We start from the raw sequence: 22,304 nt of genomic DNA on the forward strand, positions 1-22,304 counted from the left end.
AGCTTTCAGCTTTCAGCTTTCAGCTTTCAGCTTTCAGCTTTCAGCTTTCAGCTTTCAGCTTTCAGCTTTCAGCTTTCAGCTTTCAGCTTATTAGAACGTCCACTCAACGTGAAGTTGGGGTACTGACTCAGTTGTGTCTGTACCTAGCTTGTTGTGCCAATATTGCCATTCAAGGCCTAGCAGTAGCGTATTTTCTTTCATGCTCATTGCGTGACCTAAATCCCAGGTGATGATTGGCTGCGCTAAAATCCATGCTTTAACGTCTTCACCAAATTCATTTTCACGCTCTGCAATATATTCAACATGGCCTGTTACGTTGAACTTTTGTGAGCCAATAGTGAATGGGTAGCCCCAAGCAACATCAATCATCCAGCTGTTTGTTTCAGTTGGTGCACCACCGCGTGCTACGCCTTCACTGTCATCGATGTAAGCGGTAAATAAAGTAGATAAAAAGCTAAAGCCCGGTGCTTGCCAGCTAAGCTTTACACCAGGTAAATACTTAAGAACTTTCGAGTCACCTGCGGCATTAAAACCTGCCGTTAAACCCACATCAGCAATTGCGCCGTATGAAAAATCACTGCCAGAGATTTTTGATAAGCTAAATGTTGAATACCACTCGCCGTAAAAGTCTTTATCTTGATAGCCATCTTGACGGTCGTCATTGCTGTAATCAATAAAAAAGAAATTGTCGCCATAGTCATAACCAGAGGCATGCTGTAGTGATACAACCGTGGTATTTGACTTAGTTAATGAAAACGGGTTTTTGTGTTCACCGTTATTAACGTGTAATTGCGTAGAGCTCCAATTAGCGGCATAGCTCGAAGTACTTACTGCACAAAGCGCAGCAACAGAAAGGATCTTTTTCAAGTTCATATCTCAATATTGATGGTGTAAAGGGGGATACAAAGGTTGGATTATAGCAGATACGCCCATATTTGGGCGTATCTTGAGAAAAATTATTTAACTTATGCTTTATTTCTGCGTAAGCAAATTACTGCAACGGCAGTAAAGGCAAGAATAAAGCAGTAGTAAGAAGAGGTAGAGACTTCCCATGGGCTAATTTTGAATGTTGCGCCGAGTAGAAGTGCTTGTGCGCCATACGGCAATGAGCCTTGCGTAACACAAGCAAAAATATCAAGTAAGCTTGCTGAACGCTTGCCTGTAATTTCGCCATCATCTGCTAATTTTTTAGCAATTGGGCCTGCAACAATAATAGATACTGTATTATTGGCAATACATAAGTTACTAGTCATAACCAGTGCAGCAATACCTAATTGATCTGCTACTTTACGGTGCCATTTTGCAATGATTTTTGTAATTGCCTGAATTTTGTTAGCAATATAATCAAGACCACCATTAATACGGATAAACTCTGAAAGACCGCCAATAAACATCGATAGCAAGAAAATTTCCTGCATATCAGTAAAGCCTTTATAAACATCTTTTACAAAGCTTGCACCTTCATAGCTGCCAGTAAAGCCCATAAGTGCAGCGAAGATTATACCGCTAAACAGCACCACGAATACGTTAAAGCCCATTACCGCGAGCACTAAGATAAAGGCATAAGGTAATACTAGTAAGATATCGAAGTCTTGTGTCTCTACAGCTTCTGCTGCAGGCGTTAAGAAGAATAACAAGCCGATAGTTAATGCCGCAGCAGGTAAGGCGATTTTTAAGTTCTCACGAAATTTATCTTTCATTTCACAGCCTTGCGTGCGGGTTGCAGCAATAGTTGTGTCAGAGATGATTGATAAGTTATCACCAAACATGGCACCTGATACAATCGTGCCTGCCATCAGAGATGGATCAATGCCTGTTTTTTGGGCGACGGCATAAGCAATCGGGCCAATCGCACCGATAGTACCCATTGAAGTACCCATCGCAGTCGACACTACCGCAGCAATTAAAAATAACCCTGGTAGTAACAGAGCAGGTGGAATAAGTGATAAACCGGCATTAACTACGGCATCAACACCACCGGTCGCACCAGCAACCGCAGAAAACGCACCTGCCAGCAGATAAATCAAACACATAGTGATAATGTTGCTATGGCCAGCACCTTTAATAAAGGTTTCAACACTGTGGTTGATGGTATTTTTATTTAAGATAAACGCCAGCATGATGGCTGGCAAAATTGCAACAGGAGCAGGCAATTGATAGAAGGCGTAATCGACACCTTGAGACTGTAAGTATAAGCCAGCGCCTAAAAATAAGCCGACAAACACCAAAAGCGGCAGCAAAGAAAGTTTTGCTTTTGTTTTATTAAATGATGGCTGCATCATATTCCTCGTTAGATAACCAATAACACAGCCAAACACTTCTTTTAGCTGTATTTAGTTGTGTCTAAAAGACAACAACAGCGCCCGCAAGCCAAAGACCAAATCGGCGCAAAGGAAGAAGTTTAAATGTATAGATGGCTAAATGCAAAGACTATCTGTTATTATTGTTGTTCTATTAATAAATCTAAAATTAGCTCTGTATTTTTTATAAGCTAACCTGACTATTACATGAGTTTTCGATAAAATCCAGCCAGCTAAGAAGAATAGATAAGGTAACTATATGAACCGCATAGGTGTATTTGGCGCAAACGGCCGCATGGGACTTGCACTTTTAGAAGCTGTCTCAAAAAAAGATGACGCAACATTAACGGGCGCGTACGTGCGTGATAACTCGCCACTTTTAGATATTGCGGTTAATCAATTAAACAGCGCTGCATCAGCAGATGTATCATTTAGTAAAGAAACAGACGTAAAAGATGCAGATGTATTGATTGATTTCACTTTACCGGCAGGAATGCGCAACCATTTAAAAACAGCGGTCGAAAAAAATATCGCCATGGTTATTGGTACTACGGGCCTTAACCAAGATGATCTTGATGCGCTTCATGAAGCGGCGAAACACATTCCGATTGTTTTTGCCCGCAACTATAGCGTAGGTGTGAATTTACTGCTTAACTTAGTGCAGACTGCGGCTGTGAAGTTTGGCGATGATATGGATATCGAAATATTTGAGGCCCACCATCGTCACAAAATCGATGCGCCATCAGGAACTGCATTGGCAATTGGTGAAGCTATTGCCGAGGCAAAAGGTTGGCAGCATGATGAAGTCGCGCGTTTTGATAGAAGCAATGACGAACACGCAAAATTGCAAAATGAAATCGGTTATTCAGTCATGAGAGGCGGAGATATAGTAGGTGAACACACCGCATATTTCGCAACTTCTGGCGAAAGGCTAGAATTAAGTCATAAAGCAAGTTCAAGAATGACCTTCGCATTAGGTGCTGTAAGAGCTGCGGGCTGGTTGAAAAATAAACCAGCTGGACTTTATGACATGCAAGATGTGCTTGACTTGAAGTAGTTTAGTTTCTTTTTTGGCAGTTTCAGTGAATTTTTAGTTAATAACGCTTATTTTTACTATTTTATTAATTAAGATTAGATCTGAATGCTAATTTACTGTAGAATAGCGCCAATTTGCCAAAAATTCATAAATGCGTGTTTCCAATCGCTATAAACGGGCAGTAGAGCAAATGACTTTACTCCCGTTTTTTACTGTTAGGAGGTTAACTTGACTAAATCCGCTCTGTTAGTCCTAGAAGACGGCACAGTGTTTCGCGGTACTGCAATCGGCGCTGACGGCATGTCAGTCGGTGAAGTAGTATTCAATACGTCTATGACTGGTTATCAAGAAATTTTGACTGACCCTTCATACGCGGAACAAATCGTAACTTTGACGTACCCACATATCGGTAATACGGGTACTAACAGCGAAGACGAAGAAGCGGGTCAAATCTGGGCTAAAGGCCTAGTGATCCGTGATTTGCCACTGCTAGCAAGTAATTTCCGTAACGAGCAATCGTTAAGTGATTACTTAAAAGAACGCAATATCTTAGGTATTGCTGACATCGACACTCGTAAATTAACACGTATCTTACGTGATAAAGGCGCTCAAAATGGTTGTATCATTGCAGGCGACGAGTTAGATGAGAATAAAGCGCTTGAAGCTGCGCAAGCCTTCCCAGGCTTAAAAGGCATGGATTTAGCAAAAGTTGTCTCAACCAAGGAAAATTTTGAGTGGCGCGAATCAAGCTGGACGTTAGGTTCAGGCTTTAAAACGCTAGAAGCAGCAGACGAGAAGTTCCACGTTGTTGCTTATGACTTCGGTGTTAAACGTAATATCTTACGTATGTTAGTTGACCGCGGTTGTAAATTAACCGTTGTTCCTGCACAAACATCTGCAGAAGACGTACTGGCATTAAACCCAGACGGTATCTTCTTATCAAATGGCCCAGGCGACCCTGAGCCGTGTACATACGCGATTGAAGCAATTAAAACTTTCCTAGAAACAGACACGCCAATTTTTGGTATCTGTTTAGGTCACCAATTACTTGCACTTGCTTCAGGTGCACAAACGGTGAAAATGAAGTTTGGTCACCACGGTGGTAACCACCCAGTTAAAGACCTTGACCGCAATGTTGTAATGATCACAGCGCAAAACCACGGTTTCGCAGCTGACGAAGCAACATTACCAGCGAATTTACGTGCAACTCACGTTTCTTTATTCGATGGCACGCTACAAGGTATTCACCGCACAGATAAGCCTGCATTTAGCTTCCAAGGTCACCCTGAAGCAAGCCCAGGTCCACATGATGCGGCGCCATTATTTGACCACTTCATCGATTTGATGCAAGCACGTTCTAACTAATTTAACCGGAGTAACAATGCCAAAACGTACCGACATAAAAAGCATTCTTATCTTAGGCGCAGGCCCGATCGTAATCGGTCAAGCTTGTGAATTTGACTACTCTGGTGCACAAGCGTGTAAAGCACTACGAGAAGAAGGCTTTCGAGTAATTCTTGTAAACTCGAACCCTGCAACTATCATGACTGACCCTGAAATGGCGGATGCGACGTACATCGAGCCAATTCACTGGGAAGTGGTAGAGAAAATCATTGAAAAAGAAAAGCCAGATGCAGTACTGCCTACTATGGGTGGTCAAACAGCATTAAACTGTGCACTTGATTTAGATAAGCACGGCGTACTGGCAAAACACGGTGTTGAGTTAATCGGTGCAACTGCTGATGCAATCGATAAAGCTGAAAACCGTGAGCGTTTTGACGTAGCAATGAAGAACATTGGCCTTGAGTGTCCGCGTGCAGAAATCGCTCACTCAATGGAAGAAGCACACGATGTACTTAGCCGTATCGGTTTCCCATGTATCATTCGTCCATCATTCACTATGGGTGGTACCGGTGGTGGTGTTGCATATAACCAAGAAGAATTTGATGAAATTTGTGAGCGTGGTTTAGATTTATCACCAACAAATGAACTTTTAATCGATGAATCATTAATCGGTTGGAAAGAGTACGAAATGGAAGTTGTTCGTGACAAAAACGACAACTGTATCATCGTATGTTCTATCGAAAACTTTGACCCTATGGGTGTTCACACTGGTGACTCAATCACGGTTGCTCCTGCGCAAACACTAACTGATAAAGAATACCAAATCATGCGTAATGCATCGATGGCGGTACTTCGTGAAATCGGTGTGGAAACAGGTGGTTCAAACGTACAGTTTGGTGTGAATCCAGTTGATGGCCGTATGGTTATCATCGAGATGAACCCACGTGTATCGCGTTCTTCAGCACTAGCATCAAAAGCAACGGGTTTCCCAATTGCGAAAATCGCTGCAAAACTAGCAGTAGGTTACACCCTTGATGAGCTACAAAACGACATCACTGGCGGTAAAACACCAGCGTCTTTCGAGCCGTCAATTGACTACGTTGTTACTAAGATCCCACGTTTTAACTTCGAAAAATTCGCAGGTTCAAACGACCGTCTAACAACACAGATGAAATCTGTGGGTGAAGTGATGGCAATTGGTCGTAACCAACAAGAGTCACTGCATAAAGCATTACGTGGTCTTGAAGTAGGCGCAACGGGCTTTAACCCAATTGTTGCCCTTGATGATCCGAAAGCAAAAGAAAAAATCATCCGTGAATTACGTGAGCCAGGTGCTGAGCGTATTTGGTACGTTGCTGATGCAATGCGTCACGGTATGAGCGTAGAAGACGTATTCGAATTAACTAAGATTGACCCTTGGTACTTAGTACAAATCGAAGACATCTTAAAAGACGAAGCAACAATCAGCGAAGTAGGTATGGCTGGTTTAAATGCTGAGTTTTTACGCAAGCTTAAGCGTAAAGGTTTTGCTGATGCGCGTATCGCTGAAATTGCCGGTGTTTCTGAAGCAGAAATTCGTAAGAAGCGTCACCAGTTAGATATCGTGCCTGTATATAAGCGCGTTGATACGTGTGCTGCAGAGTTCAGCTCAGACACAGCTTACATGTACTCATCTTATGATGAAGAATGTGAAGCGAATCCATCTGAAAAAGATAAAATCATGGTAATCGGTGGTGGTCCTAACCGTATCGGTCAAGGTATCGAATTCGATTACTGTTGTGTTCACGCAGCATTAGCTTTACGTGAAGACGGCTATGAAACAATTATGGTTAACTGTAACCCTGAAACTGTTTCAACTGACTACGACACATCAGATCGCTTATTCTTCGAGCCAATCACGCTTGAAGATGTATTAGAAATCGTACGCGTTGAAAAGCCAAAAGGTGTTATCGTTCAGTACGGTGGTCAAACACCACTGAAACTTGCTCGTGAACTTGAAGCGAATGGTGTGCCAGTTATTGGTACTTCACCAGATGCAATCGACCGTGCAGAAGACCGTGAGCGTTTCCAACAGCTTGTTGAGCGTCTAGATCTTCTTCAACCAGAGAATGCAACGGTTACTTCTTTAGAAGAAGCGATTGTTAAGTCTGCTGAAATCGGCTTCCCACTTGTTGTACGTCCTTCATATGTATTAGGTGGTCGCGCAATGGAAGTAGTTTATGATGAAGACGATTTACGTCGTTACATGACAGAAGCAGTATCAGCGTCAAATGAAGCGCCAGTACTACTTGACCACTTCTTAGATAACGCAATCGAAGTTGACGTTGATGCTATCTGTGACGGTGAGCAAGTAATCATCGGTGGTATCATGGAGCACATTGAGCAAGCAGGTGTTCACTCAGGTGACTCAGCGTGTTCATTACCAGCTCACTCACTAACTGCTGAAGTACAAGACGTAATGCGTAAGCAAGTGACTGATATGGCACTAGAGCTTGGCGTAGTAGGTCTGATGAATACTCAGTTTGCTGTGAAAGACGGTAAAGTTTACTTAATCGAAGTAAACCCACGTGCTGCGCGTACAGTACCGTTTGTTTCTAAAGCGACAGGTATCGCACTTGCTAAAGTAGCGGCACGTTGTATGGCGGGTCAGTCGCTAGCAAGCCAAGGTATTACAAAAGAAGTAATCCCTCCTTACTACAGCGTAAAAGAAGTGGTACTGCCATTTGCTAAGTTCCAAGGTGTTGACCCAATCCGTGGCCCAGAAATGCGCTCAACGGGTGAGGTAATGGGTGTTGGTGAAACTTTCGCCGAAGCATTCGCAAAAGCACAATTAGGTGCAAGCAACACTTTACCACGCGGTGGTCGCGCGTTACTATCGGTACGCAACAGTGACAAACCACGTATCGTTGAACTAGCTAAAACCATGACTGATCTTGGTTTCGAGCTAGATGCGACAGGTGGCACTGCAAAAGCACTTGAAGAAGCAGGCATTGCAGTTCGTCGCGTGAATAAAGTATACGAAGGTCGTCCTCATATTCTTGATAGAATTAAAAATGGTGAATACAGCTACATTGTAAACACTACTGAAGGCCGCCAAGCGATTGAAGATTCGAAGGTGTTACGTCGTGGTGCGTTACAGCATAAGACTAACTACACAACGACTCTGAACGCGGCATTTGCTAACTGTACTGCAAACCAAGCAGACGACCGTAGCAAGGTGACGTCAGTTCAGGAACTACATCAGCGAATGAACTAAGGAAATGTGCCAAGGGCGAGGCAATCGCCCTTGGGATTAAGTGAGAATAATATGCAATCAATTCCGATGACAGTTCGTGGTGCAGCATTACTGCGCGAAGAACTTAACGAATTAAAAACAGTTACCCGTCCAAAAATCGTTGCTGATATCGCTGAAGCACGTGAGCACGGTGATTTGAAAGAAAACGCTGAATACCATGCTGCTCGTGAGCAACAAGGTTTCTGCGAAGGCCGTATTCAAGAAATTGAAGCGAAGCTTTCAAATGTGCAAATCATTGATGTAACTAAAATGCCTAACACAGGTAAAGTTATTTTTGGCACAACGGTTACTATCGTTAATGTTGAAACCGATGCTGAAGTAAAATACCGAATCGTAGGCGATGACGAAGCAGATATCAAAAATAACCTGATTTCTGTTAACTCACCAATCGCGCGTGGTTTAATTGGTAAAGAGGTAGATGATGCCGTTATCATTAAAACACCAAACGGTGAAGTAGAGTACGAAATCATTGAAGTTGAGTATATTTAGTAGCTTAACCAAGCATTGAGAAAAACCGCAGTTCATACTGCGGTTTTTTTATGCCTGTTTACAGGCGTGAATTTATTCGGTACGTTGGCTACAAGACAGTCGTAATGAAGGAGTAATAATGGCGAAAATTCAGTATCCTAAACCGCTTGAGCAAGGTGATAAAATAGCCATATGTGCTTTTTCATCTGGTGTTGATAAAGCCTTTTATGGGCGCTTAGACATAGTACTTAATGGCTTAACAGCCAAAGGTTTTACTGTTATTGAAGGTGCCTGCTTACGTCAGTCACACAACAGTGCAAAGCAACGTGCTGATGAGCTAATGCAGTATTTAACTGATGATTCAATCGCAGCCATCATGCCGCCATGGGGGGGCGATCTCACCATGGAAATTTTACCTCTTCTGGATTTCAATGCGATAAGTAAAGCAAGGCCTAAGTGGTTGGTTGGCTTTTCTGATATCAGCACGTTTGCATGTGCATTAACAACTCGTTGTGGCTGGGCAACTTTGCACGCTGCAAATTTAATGCAAATTCACCCTGACGATCCCGATGTTTATTTAGCAAATATATTCAGTGCCATGTCGCTTGAAGAAAAACAGCAACTCCATCAAGTCGCGTCGCCATTTTATCAGCAAAAACCAATTGATTATAAAGCTAAGCCAGAGGCTCAATTTGACTATACTGCTCCTAGCCAATGGCGATGTATTAACTATAAAGATAAACGCCAAATTGAAGTGTCTGGGCGATTAATTGGCGGTTGTTTAGATACGTTAGGTCTGTTGCTACCCTCAAATTACTATGCATTGCATGAGTTTAAAAAACAGTATGCACCAGAGGGGTTAATTTTATACCTAGAAAATGCAGAGCTTAGTCCGATGGCCCTTGCACGTTGTTTGTTATCGTTAAAGTTGAATGATGTTTTTACTGATGTAAATGCTGTGGTATTTGGCCGCAGCCCTGCAATTAATAACGACTGCTACTTCGATGAATACCAAGCAATAGAACTTGCATTTAAAGGCAATTTGTTCCCAGTTATCGTTGATGCCGACATTGGCCACGTAGCCCCAAATTTAGCATTAATTAATGGTGCTGTTGCCACAATTACTGCAGATTTGTGTGAAGGTATGGCGAGTAATGTGGTTGTGAAGACTGACCTTAAATAACAATTATGCAGGCCAAGCCTGCATAATCTTTAGGCTTTAAACTACAGTAATTACCGCATCTTTATCTAAACGCGATTTTGGTAATGCAGCATTATAATCTTGCTCTGGCTCGTGATAACCAATAGCGAGTGCCACTTCACATACATAACCATCTAACTCATCAGCGAATAGCTCACCGAGTAAGTCTTTATCGACACCTTCCATCGGTGTTGAATCTAAATCTAAACGAGCCACTGTGTGCATGGTATTACCTAATGCAATGTAGGTTTGAGCTTTAGTCCAAGCGGCGTTATCACCTTGCTCATCTGTATTTAAATCAACAAAGGCGAAGGCACCAAAAGCCTGCTCTTTGTTTTCAGCTTTTGTACGGCCATTAGCAATATCGGCATCAATTACTTTTTCATAATCAGCACGTTTATAGCTTGGGTTATAAGCAAATAAAATGGTGTGTGATGCCGCTTTTGCATGAACTTGGTTAAATTGAAACTTATTTGCAAAACTATCATGCAGACGCTGTTTACCTTGCTCTGATTCAATTACCACAAATTTCCATGGTTGAGAATTAATAGACGATGGCGACAGGCGTAATGCTTCTAAAATTACAGCTAAGTCTGCTTGGCTAATTTGTTTTGAAGCGTCGTAACGTTTACTTGTATAACGGCGTTGTAAGTCTGAAATGATTGGGTGTGTCATGATTTGCTCCCGCATGTATAACATTTAGGTGCAGTTTACGCCTTGCATACTATACGATAAAGCGCATAATCGAATAAACATTATCAAAAATTTTTAGTTAATATGTTGGTTGAAGATCTCAAATTAATCCTCAAGGTTGCTGAGTTTCGTAGTATTACAACCGCAGCAGCCAAATTAGACATGCGAGCCGCTACCGCCAGCGCTGCTATTAAGCGTGTTGAAGCAGCGCTGGGTGCTGAGTTATTTGTTCGTACAACTCGTCATTTGCGGTTATCTGCGGCTGGGGAGCGCTTTTTACCTCTGTGTCAGCAAGCAGTGCTCATGCTAGACCAAGCCACACTTGCCTTAAAAGGTGAGCATGATGAAATTGATGGGGAGCTAAGAGTCGCATTATCTTCAGACTTAGGCCGCAACATCATTATCCCATGGTTAGATGAGTTACTTGATGAGTATCCAAAGCTGAGTATGCGCCCGCATATTAGCGATAGTAATGTCGACTTTTACCGAGACTCCGTTGATTTTGCACTTAGGTATGGCTCGCCATCCGACTCAAATTTATATGGCTTTAAAATTTGTAATGTTCCGCGGCTGTTATGTGCAACCCCAGAGTACATTGCCGAACATGGCGCGCCGACACATCCCGATGAATTAAATCAGCATCAAGGCCTATTTTATCAACTGCAAGATATCATCAATAATGTCTGGGAATTTACCGATGGAACCGAGCGTTTTAAGGTGAAAATGCAAGGCCGTAGAGCATCTAATGATGGCGATTTGGTAAGGCGTTGGTGTGTGGCTGGTAAAGGCCTAGCGGTTAAATCTTGCATTGATATCAGTGATGATTTACTAAGTGGGCGGGTAGTGCCCGTGATGCAAAATTATCCTCACTTATGTGCAGAGCTTTGGCTAATATGCCCAAGTCGACAATCTATTACACCCGCGGTTCGTCTAGTGCGTGATATATGCCGAGAAAAAACCAAGGCGATACTCAATCAACTGATTGAAAAAGGCATATTAGATAAGCGGGTACTCGATAACTAATTATTTTAGGTATAGAATAGCTTGGCTTATTCATCTTATTGATTAAGCAACATTCTCAGGGCGGGGTGAAATTCCCCACCGGCGGTATACTTTGAAATAAAGTGAGCCCGCGAGCGCTTTAACTTTGGTTGAAGGTCAGCAGATCTGGTGAGAGGCCAGAGCCGACGGTGATAGTCCGGATGAAAGAGAAAGATGATGTAGAAAATCTATAAAACAGTAATTGGCTGCCTGCGGGTGGTCTTTTTTGCTGTGCCTTTCAATGTCCTGAATCTTTTCATATTTAATTTAATAGGTATTAAAAATGATGATTCAGTCTTCTTTACTCAGCCAATTTGGCGAACCACTTGAACGCGTTGAACGTGCTATTGCTGCTTTGCAGCAGGGTGAAGGCGTGCTTGTAGTAGATGACGAAAACCGTGAAAACGAAGGTGATTTTGTGTACTCAGCACAGCACCTGACCACAGAGCAAATGGCCATGATGATCCGTGAAGGCAGCGGTATTGTGTGTCTTTGCATGGGCGATGAGCGTGTTAAACAGCTTGATTTACCACAAATGGTTGAGCATAACACCAGCCAGAACAAAACAGCTTATACAGTGACTATTGAAGCTAAAACGGGCGTGACAACTGGCGTTTCTGCGGCTGATCGTGTAACCACCATTAAAGCGGCAACAGCAGACAATGCAAAGCCTGAAGATTTATCTCGCCCAGGGCATGTGTTTGGACTGCGTGCACAAACGGGTGGTGTATTAGTCCGTCGTGGTCATACTGAGGCATCGGTTGATTTAATGCAGTTAGCGGGTTTAACACCGTTTGGTGTTATTTGCGAATTAACGAATCCAGATGGTTCAATGGCTCGCTTGCCTGAAGTTAGCAAGTTTGCCTGTGAGCACAATATGCCCGTTGTATCGATTGAAGATTTAGTTGCTTATATCCAAGCAACGCAAAAACAGGCTTGTTAAAAGCTTTATGCTTTGAGCTGTAAGTCAAAAAGTGAGGCCACTTTTGTGGCCTATATTTATTGTAATTTCTCAATCGCTTGTTTAGCACTTTCACTGTCAGGATTAAGTTTTAACGCACTTTTGTAACTTGCTAATGCTTTTTGTTTATCACCTTCTGCTAAATATGCTTCACCTAAACTGTCAAATGTATTTGCTGATTCTGGATAAGATTGATTATTGAGTTCAAACACCGTGATTGCGGCGCCTAGCTCACCCATTTGCATTAATTCATAGCCAAAGTAGTTTAGCGACCTTTCTCTAGGCGTATTACCCTCACTCACCATTTGCTGATAGGTATTCTTTAACCCTGCAATACCTTCACGTTTAAATACGTTATAAAGTTTACTATCTACATGCTCTGTCGCTTTTTCGTAGGGTTTGCCATAGTAGATTGCAAGTAAGCCATTAGTCATGGGTGTGAGTGGCGCACCACCGGTGTTATTTAAAATAATAACCAGTAATTTGTCTTCGATTATTCTACTTATAAATGCATTAAAACCATTGATGCCACCGCCATGTTGAATACGGGTTAGCGGTTTTCCGTAGGTGCTTTTATCAAGGTTTGTAACTTCCCAACCAAGCGCATAATTTCTTTGCTCAGAAACTTGATACATCTGTTTCTTATACTCTTTGTTCAATAACTTATCCGTGTAGAGAGCTTGATCCCATTTTAGTAAATCCCGTGCTGTTGAGTACATTGATCCTGCTGCATATGGGATAGACATATCTAAATAATCAGTATTGCTATAACCTCCTAGGCCATTGTCGTAACCCGATACGCGAAATTTAATGATTTTATTGTGAGAATCATAGCCTGTATCCTTCATATCGAGTGGATCTAAAATATTCTTCTGTAATACATCTTGATATTTTTGACCTGTTACCTTTTCGATTACCGCACCCAAAATAAAATAGCCAGAGTTGCTATAACGAAATTCAGTGCCAGGCTCGAACACTAGATCATCACTACATAGCAAGCGAATAAATTCATCAACACTGTATGGGTTTCGGCTGTACTCATCACGAAAAGATTTTGCCTGAGTATAATTTCCAAGACCAGAGGTGTGATTAAGTATTTGGCGAAGGGTAATTTTAGTGGCTATATCTTTTCTGTAATCAGGGAGGTATGTTGCAAGGTGATCATCGAGTTTAAGTTTTCCATCTTGTGCCAATTGCAGAATTAACATGGCGGTAAATTGTTTGGTAATTGAACCAATTCTAAATTTACTTTTATTACTATGTCTTATATCCCATTCAAAGTTGGCATAGCCAACGCTTTGTTCAAACAGTACTTTTCCATCCTTAGCAACTAATACATTACCATTAAACTGCTTAAAGTTATGAAAGCCACTAATAAAGTCAGCCATCTCTGCTTGCATGTTTTGGCTATGTGCGAGGCTTGAAATTGCCAGTAAATAAAAAACTACGAGCAACCTTAGCTTATTAAAGAGTATGTTCATTGCTGTCCTTGTTATTTGTTGGTTACATTAGTCGGTGTAAAACCTCATTGCGCATGGCTTGGTTGATAAGGCTTACCATTCTGGTGTGATCTAAATTACTGTAATGCACTATGGATACACTCTTATTTTGAAGTGCTTGCCAATAATCAGCAGGGCTTATAGGGTCTGCGTTACTAACATAGAGTGTGGTTCTATTAGCTGATTGTTTGTCGTTCAGTTGTGCGATTAAATCAAGCTGTGTTTCATCAATACCACTGTCGTGAATCACATTTTTTGCTGCGGTTTTAAAATCATCATCTTTGAAAAAGTAGCTTATGGTTGGGTGGTAATTTTTAGCTACGGACATTAATGCGGTGTCAAAATGCACCATTGGTGCAACCATAATTTGTTGATTTACATTAGGCATCTGCTTTGCAAGTTGCATAGCGGCAATACTGCCCATTGAATAACTTAAAATATCAATTTGTTGGTATTGGTTGGTATTTAAAAAATGCTTTAATACATCAAGACTATTTAGACCAAACTTGAATTCACTATACTGATTGCTCGCAGGCATAAGGATGACATCTTTGCCAGTAAAATGACTTAGCCAACGGGCTTGAAAACTATAAATCAAACTACTCACACCATAACCTGGGAATACTATAATCGCTGAATCGTTTTTCCGTTTGGCGCCATTTATAGAGGTCAAAGCTGTTTCAAATGTTTCTAATTCCTCTTTTGATTTAAGTTGAAAAGTTATGCCAAATTGTTCACCTTGCTCAAAATATTCTATTAAATCATTATGGGAAAATATTCTAACTGCTATACAGTTATGCGTAGTGTTACATGTTTTGTGAGGTATACCTTCGTAAACGGTATTTAACATTGGGTCGTCAGGGCCACCGTAAGATATTTCTTCTACAGGTTGAGTGATTTGATAAGCAATAAAACTCTGACAACCACTAAGGACTGAAATATAAAAAATGCAGAGGATAAAGCGCATAATTCCCTTTGTTGTTATTGTAGTATTTCCATTAATCACAACAACTTACCAATCAAGCAGTAATAATGCAATTGGATAATATTTATTCAAGGGTTATATGAAGCTTGCAATTACCACCTAGCGGTAAATCCACGGTTATCTATGTGAACAAATCCACCGTGGTGGGAGGCGGGTTTATAGCGGCCAATACCGCCATTATAGCGGCTCTGTTTTTGGAACTTTTCAAACACTTTATAAAGCACATCAACATCAGCAACCGTTAGTTTGCCATCGCCGTTTAAATCGTCCATTCGGCCATCACCATCTTCGTCTATATATAGGTCAAAGGCATCGCCGTATTGGTGTCGGCTGTGTTTGCCATTACCAATTGAGCGATTGTAATGGGGTGTTCTATAGCCGCTGATAAAGGCAAATTTACTGACTTTAATCCCTTCATTTTGTACAAACCTGAGCAGATCTTCGAGCATCATCAAGCCATCGTTGTTGACATAAAGATACTTTGGAAAGCCACTCAATTGCTTACAAATTACGTTTTTAACTTGCACATGAGGAGTCAGCTGGCGCGATAAGTCTTTCTCAAAAATTTCTATAAACCCGTTTGGCGCACTGTATTGTGTATAGCCTTTATAAGGGGCAGGGTAGAGGCCTATTTGATAATTATTCAATTGCTTATTGTTAGCATTGAATGGTTTTTTCACTATAACGAGTAAGCGTTTGCTCGTTTTGTTGTTACTCAGTACTAGGCTATAAAACCCTGCATTTTCTGGGGCATAAACGGCAATGCTATTTGGCCCTAATCGCTCAGTCTCAACATCTGATACTGCAGTTGGAGCAAAATCAGCCGTGTTATCAAGTGTTAGAACTTGTTTTGCATCAAGTACAAGGCTGTGCAGCGAATCAGTTAATTCAATAGCAGCAACAGAGCATGTAGTTAACGCTAAGCACACACTAAATATAATACGGCTGAAATACATAGTGACCTCTAAATTGTATTGTTTGCTAATGGTGTGGTGAGTGCTTTTAATAACGCGCCATCGCGATTATAAACGTCGGTATAAAATTGTAGGCCTTCGTCGTTACCCGCAACGGTCCAATACATTAAAAGTACGTCTAGCGGTTTTGATAAGCTGACTTTTTTAGTTTCTTTTGCAGCAATGGCGTCATCAATTTCACTACGGCTCCAATTATCCGAGGTTTCTAAGATTTTCTCAGCTAAGGTGAATGGATCATCAACTCTTACACAGCCGTGGCTAAATGCACGTTGGTCTTGCTGGAATAAACTTTTTGCAGGGGTATCGTGCAAATAGATTGAGTATTTATTTGGGAACATAAACTTGATTTGCCCTAATGAATTATTCTCTGAAGGCTGTTGTACAAACCAATACGGGAAGTTTTTTCGGCTAGCATTCGGCCAATCAATACTCTCGCTATCAACTGGGTTACGGCGACTATCAACTACTACAAAATCTTTCTCTTTTAAGTAGTTTGGGTTTTCTTTCATTTTTTTGATGATGCCACCTGAAATACTCCGCGGTACTGTCCACGTTGGATTCATCACGATATAGCTCATTTGCCCTTTAAATATTGGGGTTTTGGTGTAGTTTCTGCCTACAACTACATTGGTTTGCCATTTCAATTTGTTGTCTTCAAACAAATACAGCAAATAGCCTGCGATATTTACCACTAAGAAGCGCTCTGTTAGCGTGTTATCAACCCAACGAATGCGCTCTAGGTTTACTAAAATATCATTAACGTACTCACTGTAATCTTTGTTGAGTAGTTTTAAAGTGGCGTTACCAATTATACCGTCATCAGCAACTTGATGGGCATTTTGAAAACGTTTAACTGCTGCGACTAGCTCATCGTTATAATCAGTAGCATCACTGTTACTGCCGTCAAAATACTTTAGTCGTTTTAACTTTTGTCTTAAAAGCGGCACTGCTGGGTCTGATTGCCCGGGTTTTAATACTTTATTTTGCAGTGCGAAGTCAGGTAACTCGCCAGTGGCATCAAGCTCTCGATAAAACACAAGGGCGTCTTTTAAACGCTTATAATGAGGTAAAACAGGCTTGAGGTTTTCAAGTCCCTTATCAAGGCTTTTGGATTTTACATGTTTAAGTAATGAGGCCGCTGCAGCATCTGGGCTGACATCAAACTGTTCATAGTTCCATGTGGCTGCTAGTTGTTTAGGGTTTACTTTTCCGCGAATTAAGTGTTTTGCATAGGTCATGACGGCATCTGTCATTAGTACATCAAACTGGGCTTCGACGGCATCCGCTCCGCGTTTATCTATTTCGCTGGCCAGCGCCATTAATGTATCAAAGTGATAGTCGTTAGGAGATAGCCCTTCAAGTTCTGCTTGCGCAATTAAGTTGAGCGCTTGCTTGGCATATTTTACGTTGTCCCACACTCGTTCAAAACTATTTGCTTTATAAGTAGCAACGGTCATTTCTGGGGAGTGGATTTGTTGTCCTTCTATACTGTGAGACTCACCAATCAGAATAGGCTCAAGCTGTTGTTGTAAGTATTGGTTTTCGGCCAGCACAGGCATACAAATGGATAAACAACTAACCAAAGCTGTGTAGCGTAGAATTTTCATAGCTATGTCCTTATAACGTATTTAGTAATTTGATGAATTGTTTCTTTTTTGCTCATTTAAGCTTAGCAAAACAATACGATTTATAGGAACATCTTTTTAAATAAAAAACGCTTGGCAAATTTATTGCCAAGCGTTCGGTTGGGATTTTGAGAGGGGTTTAATTACTGGTTGTTTGTAATTTTGCTTCTGGCTCTGCTTTTTTACCTCTTAGCTTGCCAATTAAGCGTTTAAAGTCTTCTAAGGCGACGTACTGACAAGGGATTAAAATAAGCGTAATGACCGTTGCAAATAACACCCCGAATGCTAGAGATACAGCCATTGGGATAACGATTTTTGCTTGTAAGCTTGTTTCCATAATGATTGGTAATACACCAATAAAGGTCGTTATTGAGGTCAGTAATATCGCTCTAAAACGACGCGCACCGGCTTGCATTACAGCCTCTTTGATTGCTACACCTTCGGCGCGAGCTTTATTGACAAAGTCGACCATCACTAGCGAGTCGTTTACGACCACACCTGCAACCGCGATAATACCAAATACTGACAAGCTGCTCATTGTCATACCTAAAATCATATGACCGAACATTGCACCAATGACACCAAATGGAATAACCGACATGATGATAAATGGCTGTGAGTACGAACGTAGTGGAATAGCAAGTAACGCAAAGATAATCATCATTGATAAAGCAAAATCACGTACTTGTTCTGCCACACTGTCCATTTCTTCTTGAATACGACCTGCCACATTACTTTCTACACCAGGGTAGCTTTTCAGTAGGCTAGGTAAGTATTCGTCACGAATTTCTTTTGCAATGGCAAATGGTTCAGCTTGGTCTGTGTTAACCGCAGCCCAAACGTTTACAGTACGTTTAGCGTTTTCACGACGAATACGGTTTACACCATCTACAATGTTGACTTTAGCAACTTCAGCAAGCGGTACTTCAACACCCGTTGGTGTAATGATACGTGCATCTGTGATGTCACTTACTGCGTTTCGCGATTCACGAGGGTAGCGGATCATCACTTTAATCTCTTCACCGTCACGTAAAATACGTTGTGCTTCTAAACCGTAGTAGCTAAAGCTAACTTGTGATGCCACATCTGAAAGGGTTAACCCTAAGCTGTAAGCAAGCGGTTTAAGTTCAAGTTGAACCTCGTCAGTTGCAGATTGGAGCGAGTCATTTACATCACCTACGCCTTGCATGCTATTTAGCTTTTCTTTTAACTTTGCAGCCACTTCTTTGAGCTTATTGATATCTTTGCCTTCTAAGCGAAAGCTAACATCACCGTCATCACGGCCGCCATTCATGATACTGTCTTCAATATTCAGCGTTTTCACACCTGGCAGTGGTGGCATTTGTTCGCGCCACATTGCACTTAACTGGAAAGTATCAATAGGGCGTAAGTCCGGTTCGACCAAAATCGCCATAATGCGTGCACTTGTACGACCACGTAAACTAACCGATAAGTCGCGGATCATCGCTTGACCATATTGCTCTTCAAGTTGTTTATCGACATCTAAAATCAGCTTTTCAATGGTTTGCGCTGTCTCAAGGGTTGCTTGCTCAGAAGAAGATAAATTCATTTCGACTGAGATACGCGGGAAATCATGTGGAATTTTAGGATTCGCAACAAATTTCACTAAGCCACCAGCGAACATACCGCCACTAACAATAAGCACACAGATAAAGCCAACAATCACGGTGTAACGGTAATGAATACAGCGACCAATAAATGGTGTGTAGTAATTATCAACAAAGTTCTTGAGGCCTTTATCCATACCTAAACGTAAGCGATGTAATGGATTTTTAGGGTTCGCAGGTTTATTTTTCATGGCTGCTAAGTGAGCCGGTAAAATTAGTTTTGACTCAATTAATGAAAAAATTAAACATAGGATAATTACACCACCAATGGCTTTAGAAAACGCAGAGCCAGGTCCTGATGCCAATGTTTGTGGTAAGAATGCGGCAATTGTGGTTAACACCCCAAAGGTTGCAGGAATAGCAACGCGTTTTACGCCGCGCACTACGTTATCTAGGCTGTGACCGTGTTTTTCAATTTCAGCACTGGCAGACTCACCGACGACGATAGCATCATCAACGACTATCCCGAGCACCAGTATAAATGCGAATAAAGAAGCTAAGTTAACAGTGATATCAATAAAGCCCAGTGGCATCATTAAAAATGCACCTAGGAATGACACAGGTAAGCCCATCATTACCCAAAACGCTAAGCGTAGTGGTAAAAATAGCGCCAGTACCACCATCACTAAAATACCACCCCAAATCATGTTGTCGATCATCATGTTTAGACGACCTTCAAGGTAGTAAGTTAAATCAACAATCGGTGATAGCTTTACGCCTGCTGGTAACTGTGGTGCTTTATCTGCTAGATATTTTTTTAATACCGCAGCAACTTTAGTGATGTCTTGATCTTTCGAAGCATTTACTTCAAAAGTTAGTGAGTTTTTACCGTTGTACTTAGAGTATTGTAAGCCTTCTTCAAAGCCGTCATTAATTGTTGCTACATCACCTAAGAAAACTTGTGCACCATCTGGTAAGTGTAATAAAGGCAGATTTTCGAACTCTTTACCACGATACGCTTGATTTTCAACACGCATCGAAATGTAGCCATTTTCAGAGCGAATTTGACCTGCAGACATATTGGCAGAAAAGCTGCGAACGGCTGTGGCAATATCACGGAAAGTTAAACCATACTCACGTAGTTTATCTGGGCTGATTTCAATGCCAATTTCGTAGTTTAAGCCACTGTAAAAGTTGACCAAGTTAATTTGTGGTAAAGCTTGTAGCTCATCTTTTATATCGTTACCAAGTTCTTTGAGCTGGTAGTTACTCATATCGCCATACAGCGCGAGTATCATCACTTCTTGCTCAAACTTTTCACGGCGAACAATTGGGCGTTCCATCTCTGCAGGGAAGGTATTGATTGAATCAACCTGCATCTTGATTTCATCGAGTACTTCTTGTGGATCGTACTTTTCTTCGATTTCTATCCAAGCTTGTGAAAAACCACGGTTCGAATAGGTAATTAAACGTTTAATGCCTTCGAGACCTTCTAATGACTCTTCGACCTTAATGGTGATGCCTTCTTCTACCTCTTGCGGCGCAGCCCCCGGATAAACAGCTTGAATACTGATCCAGTTACTTTCAAATTGTGGGAACATTTGCTTACGCACCGACATTGCTGTCAATAAGCCTCCCACTAAAATGAAAATCATAAGTAAGTTTGCTGCTACTGGGTTGCGAGCAAACCAGGCAATAAGCCCTTTTTCTCTGTGCGTGGTCATGGCTTATTCCTCTTTTAACGCTAACTGCGTTGTTGGCACACTTAGTTTTGCGTCATCTAGCTTGACCGCCATGCCTTCAGTTGGGTATTCAAGTGCCGAGGTAATAAGTTGCTCACCATTAGCAAGGCCATTATCGGCGATCACCATGCCATTTTGTTCGCGAACGATGTTAAGTGTTTTAAAGGTAAGCGTTTCGCCATCTTGTAAAACAGCGACTTTTTTGTCTTTAACTAAATGGTGCGGAACAACAATCGCATTATCCAGCGCACGGCCTTCGATAGTGGCATTAATGTATGAGCCAAAACGTAATGGCTGCTTTTGTTCATAAGGCGTTGCTACTTGTGCTACTAAGTAATTCATGCGGCTACGTTGGTCTACAACTCCTTCGCTACGTACGATAGTTGCTTGCCAGGTTGTTTGTTTACCTGCAAATTCAGCATTAATTGATACGCTTGCACCAATTCCTTGGTTATTTAGGTATTGCAGATCTTTATCAGCAACAGGTAAACGAATTTCGGCCAGTGACGTTGAGCTCAGACTACCAAAGCTGTTACCAGGGTTTACTACACTGCCTAAACTAATTAGACGCTCGTCAATAATCGCGTCGTATGGTGCTTTAATATATGTACGTTCAAGATTACGTTTAGCTCGTTTTACACTCGCTTGCGCTGCACGGTAACTTGCAAGTTTTTCAGCAAGTTGTGGTTTACGTAAATAAAGCTCAGATGGAATAACTTGGTTTGAGTCACCTTTGATGCGGTCCCACTCAGCTTGCGCAACTGACACCTGTGCACGTTCAATCTCGAGTGCAGAGCTTGCTTGTGCCAAACCGGCTTCAGCTTCAATGAGTGCCGCTTCGTAATCATTTGGGTCAATACGTGCTAGAATGTCGCCTTGCTTAACAAATCCACCTTGTACAAATTGATCTGATAACGACACAACCTGACCACTCACTTGCGCAACAAGTTCAGTTTGGTTTTTAGGTTTAACAATACCGTATGATTTTACATCAAGGGTAATGGCGTCAAAGCTTAACGGTTTAATTGATACAAGCGGGCGCAGATCTTGTTCTGGTTTTTCGACTGGCGGTTGCTTCATAGAGGCAAATGCGAATGCCATTCCAAGTCCGCCGACTAATACGGCGATAGGGAGAATGATTTGTTTTTTACTAGCCACGGGATAGTCCCTCACGGTTGACGGTAATTAAAAATAAATTTGATAGGCTAAGCATACGCAATAAAGTGTTTACAAGGCGTTTGAAGATGTAACAAACCATTACACATATTACAAAGGCGCTACAAAGGTTCTATAAGAGGTACTCAATGACAGATAAAATGGCATGTAGATTAGGCTGTGGCGCCTGTTGTATTGCACCCAGTATTAGCTCACCGATCCCAGGAATGCCCAACGGCAAAGCAGCGGGAGAGCGCTGTATTCAACTTGATGATAATAACCTATGTAAATTATTTGGTGATGAATCAAGGCCTAAGGTGTGTAGTGACTTTTCTGCCACGATTGATGTGTGTGGCACCACTAACGAACAAGCACTGTATTTAATTACTGAACTTGAGCAGATGACTTAAAAAGATT

At 41.6% G+C, this 22,304-nt stretch carries 17 protein-coding genes and 1 riboswitch; of the genes, 8 read left to right on the forward strand and 9 right to left on the reverse strand.

The features are described 5' to 3' along the window. Positions 1-90: 90 nt before the first annotated feature. Entirely contained in the window at positions 91-873 is a 783-nt protein-coding gene (locus tag AN394_RS03570; protein ID WP_054561705.1) for an outer membrane protein OmpK, read from the reverse strand. 92 nt (positions 874-965) lie between these two features. Further along, positions 966-2,279 (reverse strand): Na+/H+ antiporter NhaC family protein, encoded by a 1,314-nt coding sequence (locus AN394_RS03575; RefSeq protein ID WP_054561704.1) that lies wholly within the window; start codon positions 2,277-2,279, stop codon positions 966-968. Positions 2,280-2,559: 280 nt separating this feature from the next. On the opposite strand from AN394_RS03575, the gene dapB reads away from it, so the two are divergent. The 5 genes from dapB to AN394_RS03600 all read left to right on the forward strand — a co-directional run bounded on the left by dapB (position 2,560) and on the right by AN394_RS03600 (position 9,626). Further along, entirely contained in the window at positions 2,560-3,357 is a 798-nt protein-coding gene (gene dapB / locus AN394_RS03580) for a 4-hydroxy-tetrahydrodipicolinate reductase (RefSeq protein WP_055020804.1), read from the forward strand. Between the two features lie 207 nt (positions 3,358-3,564). After that, a complete protein-coding gene (carA, locus tag AN394_RS03585; protein ID WP_055020805.1) occupies positions 3,565-4,701 on the forward strand; it encodes a glutamine-hydrolyzing carbamoyl-phosphate synthase small subunit in 1,137 nt (378 codons plus the stop codon). Positions 4,702-4,717: 16 nt separating this feature from the next. Further along, entirely contained in the window at positions 4,718-7,936 is a 3,219-nt protein-coding gene (gene carB / locus AN394_RS03590) for a carbamoyl-phosphate synthase large subunit (protein ID WP_055020806.1), read from the forward strand. A gap of 51 nt (positions 7,937-7,987) precedes the next feature. Further along, positions 7,988-8,464, forward strand: coding sequence for a transcription elongation factor GreA (gene greA, locus AN394_RS03595; protein WP_054561700.1), 477 nt, complete (start codon positions 7,988-7,990; stop codon positions 8,462-8,464). 118 nt (positions 8,465-8,582) lie between these two features. After that, positions 8,583-9,626, forward strand: coding sequence for a S66 peptidase family protein (locus AN394_RS03600; RefSeq protein ID WP_055020807.1), 1,044 nt, complete (start codon positions 8,583-8,585; stop codon positions 9,624-9,626). Between the two features lie 36 nt (positions 9,627-9,662). Here AN394_RS03600 and AN394_RS03605 read toward each other — a convergent pair whose 3' ends face one another. Then, positions 9,663-10,319: a nitroreductase family protein gene (locus tag AN394_RS03605; RefSeq protein WP_055020867.1), complete on the reverse strand. Its 657-nt coding sequence runs from the start codon at positions 10,317-10,319 to the stop codon at positions 9,663-9,665. A gap of 102 nt (positions 10,320-10,421) precedes the next feature. Between AN394_RS03605 and AN394_RS03610 the strand changes: the two genes are divergently transcribed. Both AN394_RS03610 and ribB read left to right on the forward strand, forming a co-directional pair. Continuing rightward, the gene (locus tag AN394_RS03610) at positions 10,422-11,360 is read left to right on the forward strand and encodes a LysR family transcriptional regulator (RefSeq protein ID WP_055020808.1); all 939 of its coding nucleotides are present in this window, start codon (positions 10,422-10,424) and stop codon (positions 11,358-11,360) included. Between the two features lie 47 nt (positions 11,361-11,407). Then, a riboswitch (FMN riboswitch) is annotated at positions 11,408-11,555 on the forward strand. Positions 11,556-11,667: 112 nt separating this feature from the next. Beyond that, positions 11,668-12,321 (forward strand): 3,4-dihydroxy-2-butanone-4-phosphate synthase, encoded by a 654-nt coding sequence (ribB, locus tag AN394_RS03615; RefSeq protein ID WP_095209697.1) that lies wholly within the window; start codon positions 11,668-11,670, stop codon positions 12,319-12,321. Between the two features lie 56 nt (positions 12,322-12,377). On the opposite strand, the gene AN394_RS03620 is transcribed toward ribB, so the two are convergent. The 6 genes from AN394_RS03620 to AN394_RS03645 all read right to left on the reverse strand — a co-directional run bounded on the left by AN394_RS03620 (position 12,378) and on the right by AN394_RS03645 (position 21,890). Beyond that, positions 12,378-13,820, reverse strand: coding sequence for a serine hydrolase domain-containing protein (locus AN394_RS03620; RefSeq protein WP_055020809.1), 1,443 nt, complete (start codon positions 13,818-13,820; stop codon positions 12,378-12,380). A 22-nt stretch (positions 13,821-13,842) separates the two neighbouring features. Next, positions 13,843-14,844 carry an alpha/beta hydrolase gene (locus AN394_RS03625; RefSeq protein ID WP_152968913.1) on the reverse strand — a complete coding sequence of 334 codons (1,002 nt, stop codon included), beginning with the start codon at positions 14,842-14,844 and terminating at the stop codon, positions 13,843-13,845. Between the two features lie 71 nt (positions 14,845-14,915). Beyond that, positions 14,916-15,779, reverse strand: a complete 864-nt coding sequence (locus AN394_RS03630; RefSeq protein WP_055020811.1) for a D-Ala-D-Ala carboxypeptidase family metallohydrolase — start codon at positions 15,777-15,779, stop codon at positions 14,916-14,918. A gap of 8 nt (positions 15,780-15,787) precedes the next feature. Beyond that, on the reverse strand, positions 15,788-17,404 hold the full coding sequence (locus tag AN394_RS03635) for a murein L,D-transpeptidase (RefSeq protein ID WP_055020812.1): 1,617 nt from the start codon (positions 17,402-17,404) through the stop codon (positions 15,788-15,790). Positions 17,405-17,561: 157 nt separating this feature from the next. Continuing rightward, positions 17,562-20,714 carry an efflux RND transporter permease subunit gene (locus tag AN394_RS03640; protein ID WP_055020813.1) on the reverse strand — a complete coding sequence of 1,051 codons (3,153 nt, stop codon included), beginning with the start codon at positions 20,712-20,714 and terminating at the stop codon, positions 17,562-17,564. Between the two features lie 3 nt (positions 20,715-20,717). Next, positions 20,718-21,890 carry an efflux RND transporter periplasmic adaptor subunit gene (locus AN394_RS03645; RefSeq protein WP_055020814.1) on the reverse strand — a complete coding sequence of 391 codons (1,173 nt, stop codon included), beginning with the start codon at positions 21,888-21,890 and terminating at the stop codon, positions 20,718-20,720. A gap of 158 nt (positions 21,891-22,048) precedes the next feature. Between AN394_RS03645 and AN394_RS03650 the strand changes: the two genes are divergently transcribed. Beyond that, positions 22,049-22,297 carry a YkgJ family cysteine cluster protein gene (locus tag AN394_RS03650; protein ID WP_054562006.1) on the forward strand — a complete coding sequence of 83 codons (249 nt, stop codon included), beginning with the start codon at positions 22,049-22,051 and terminating at the stop codon, positions 22,295-22,297. The last annotated feature ends 7 nt before the right edge of the window (positions 22,298-22,304 follow it).

This window comes from Pseudoalteromonas sp. P1-26, assembly GCF_001401795.1.
Classification (GTDB): Bacteria; Pseudomonadota; Gammaproteobacteria; order Enterobacterales; family Alteromonadaceae; genus Pseudoalteromonas.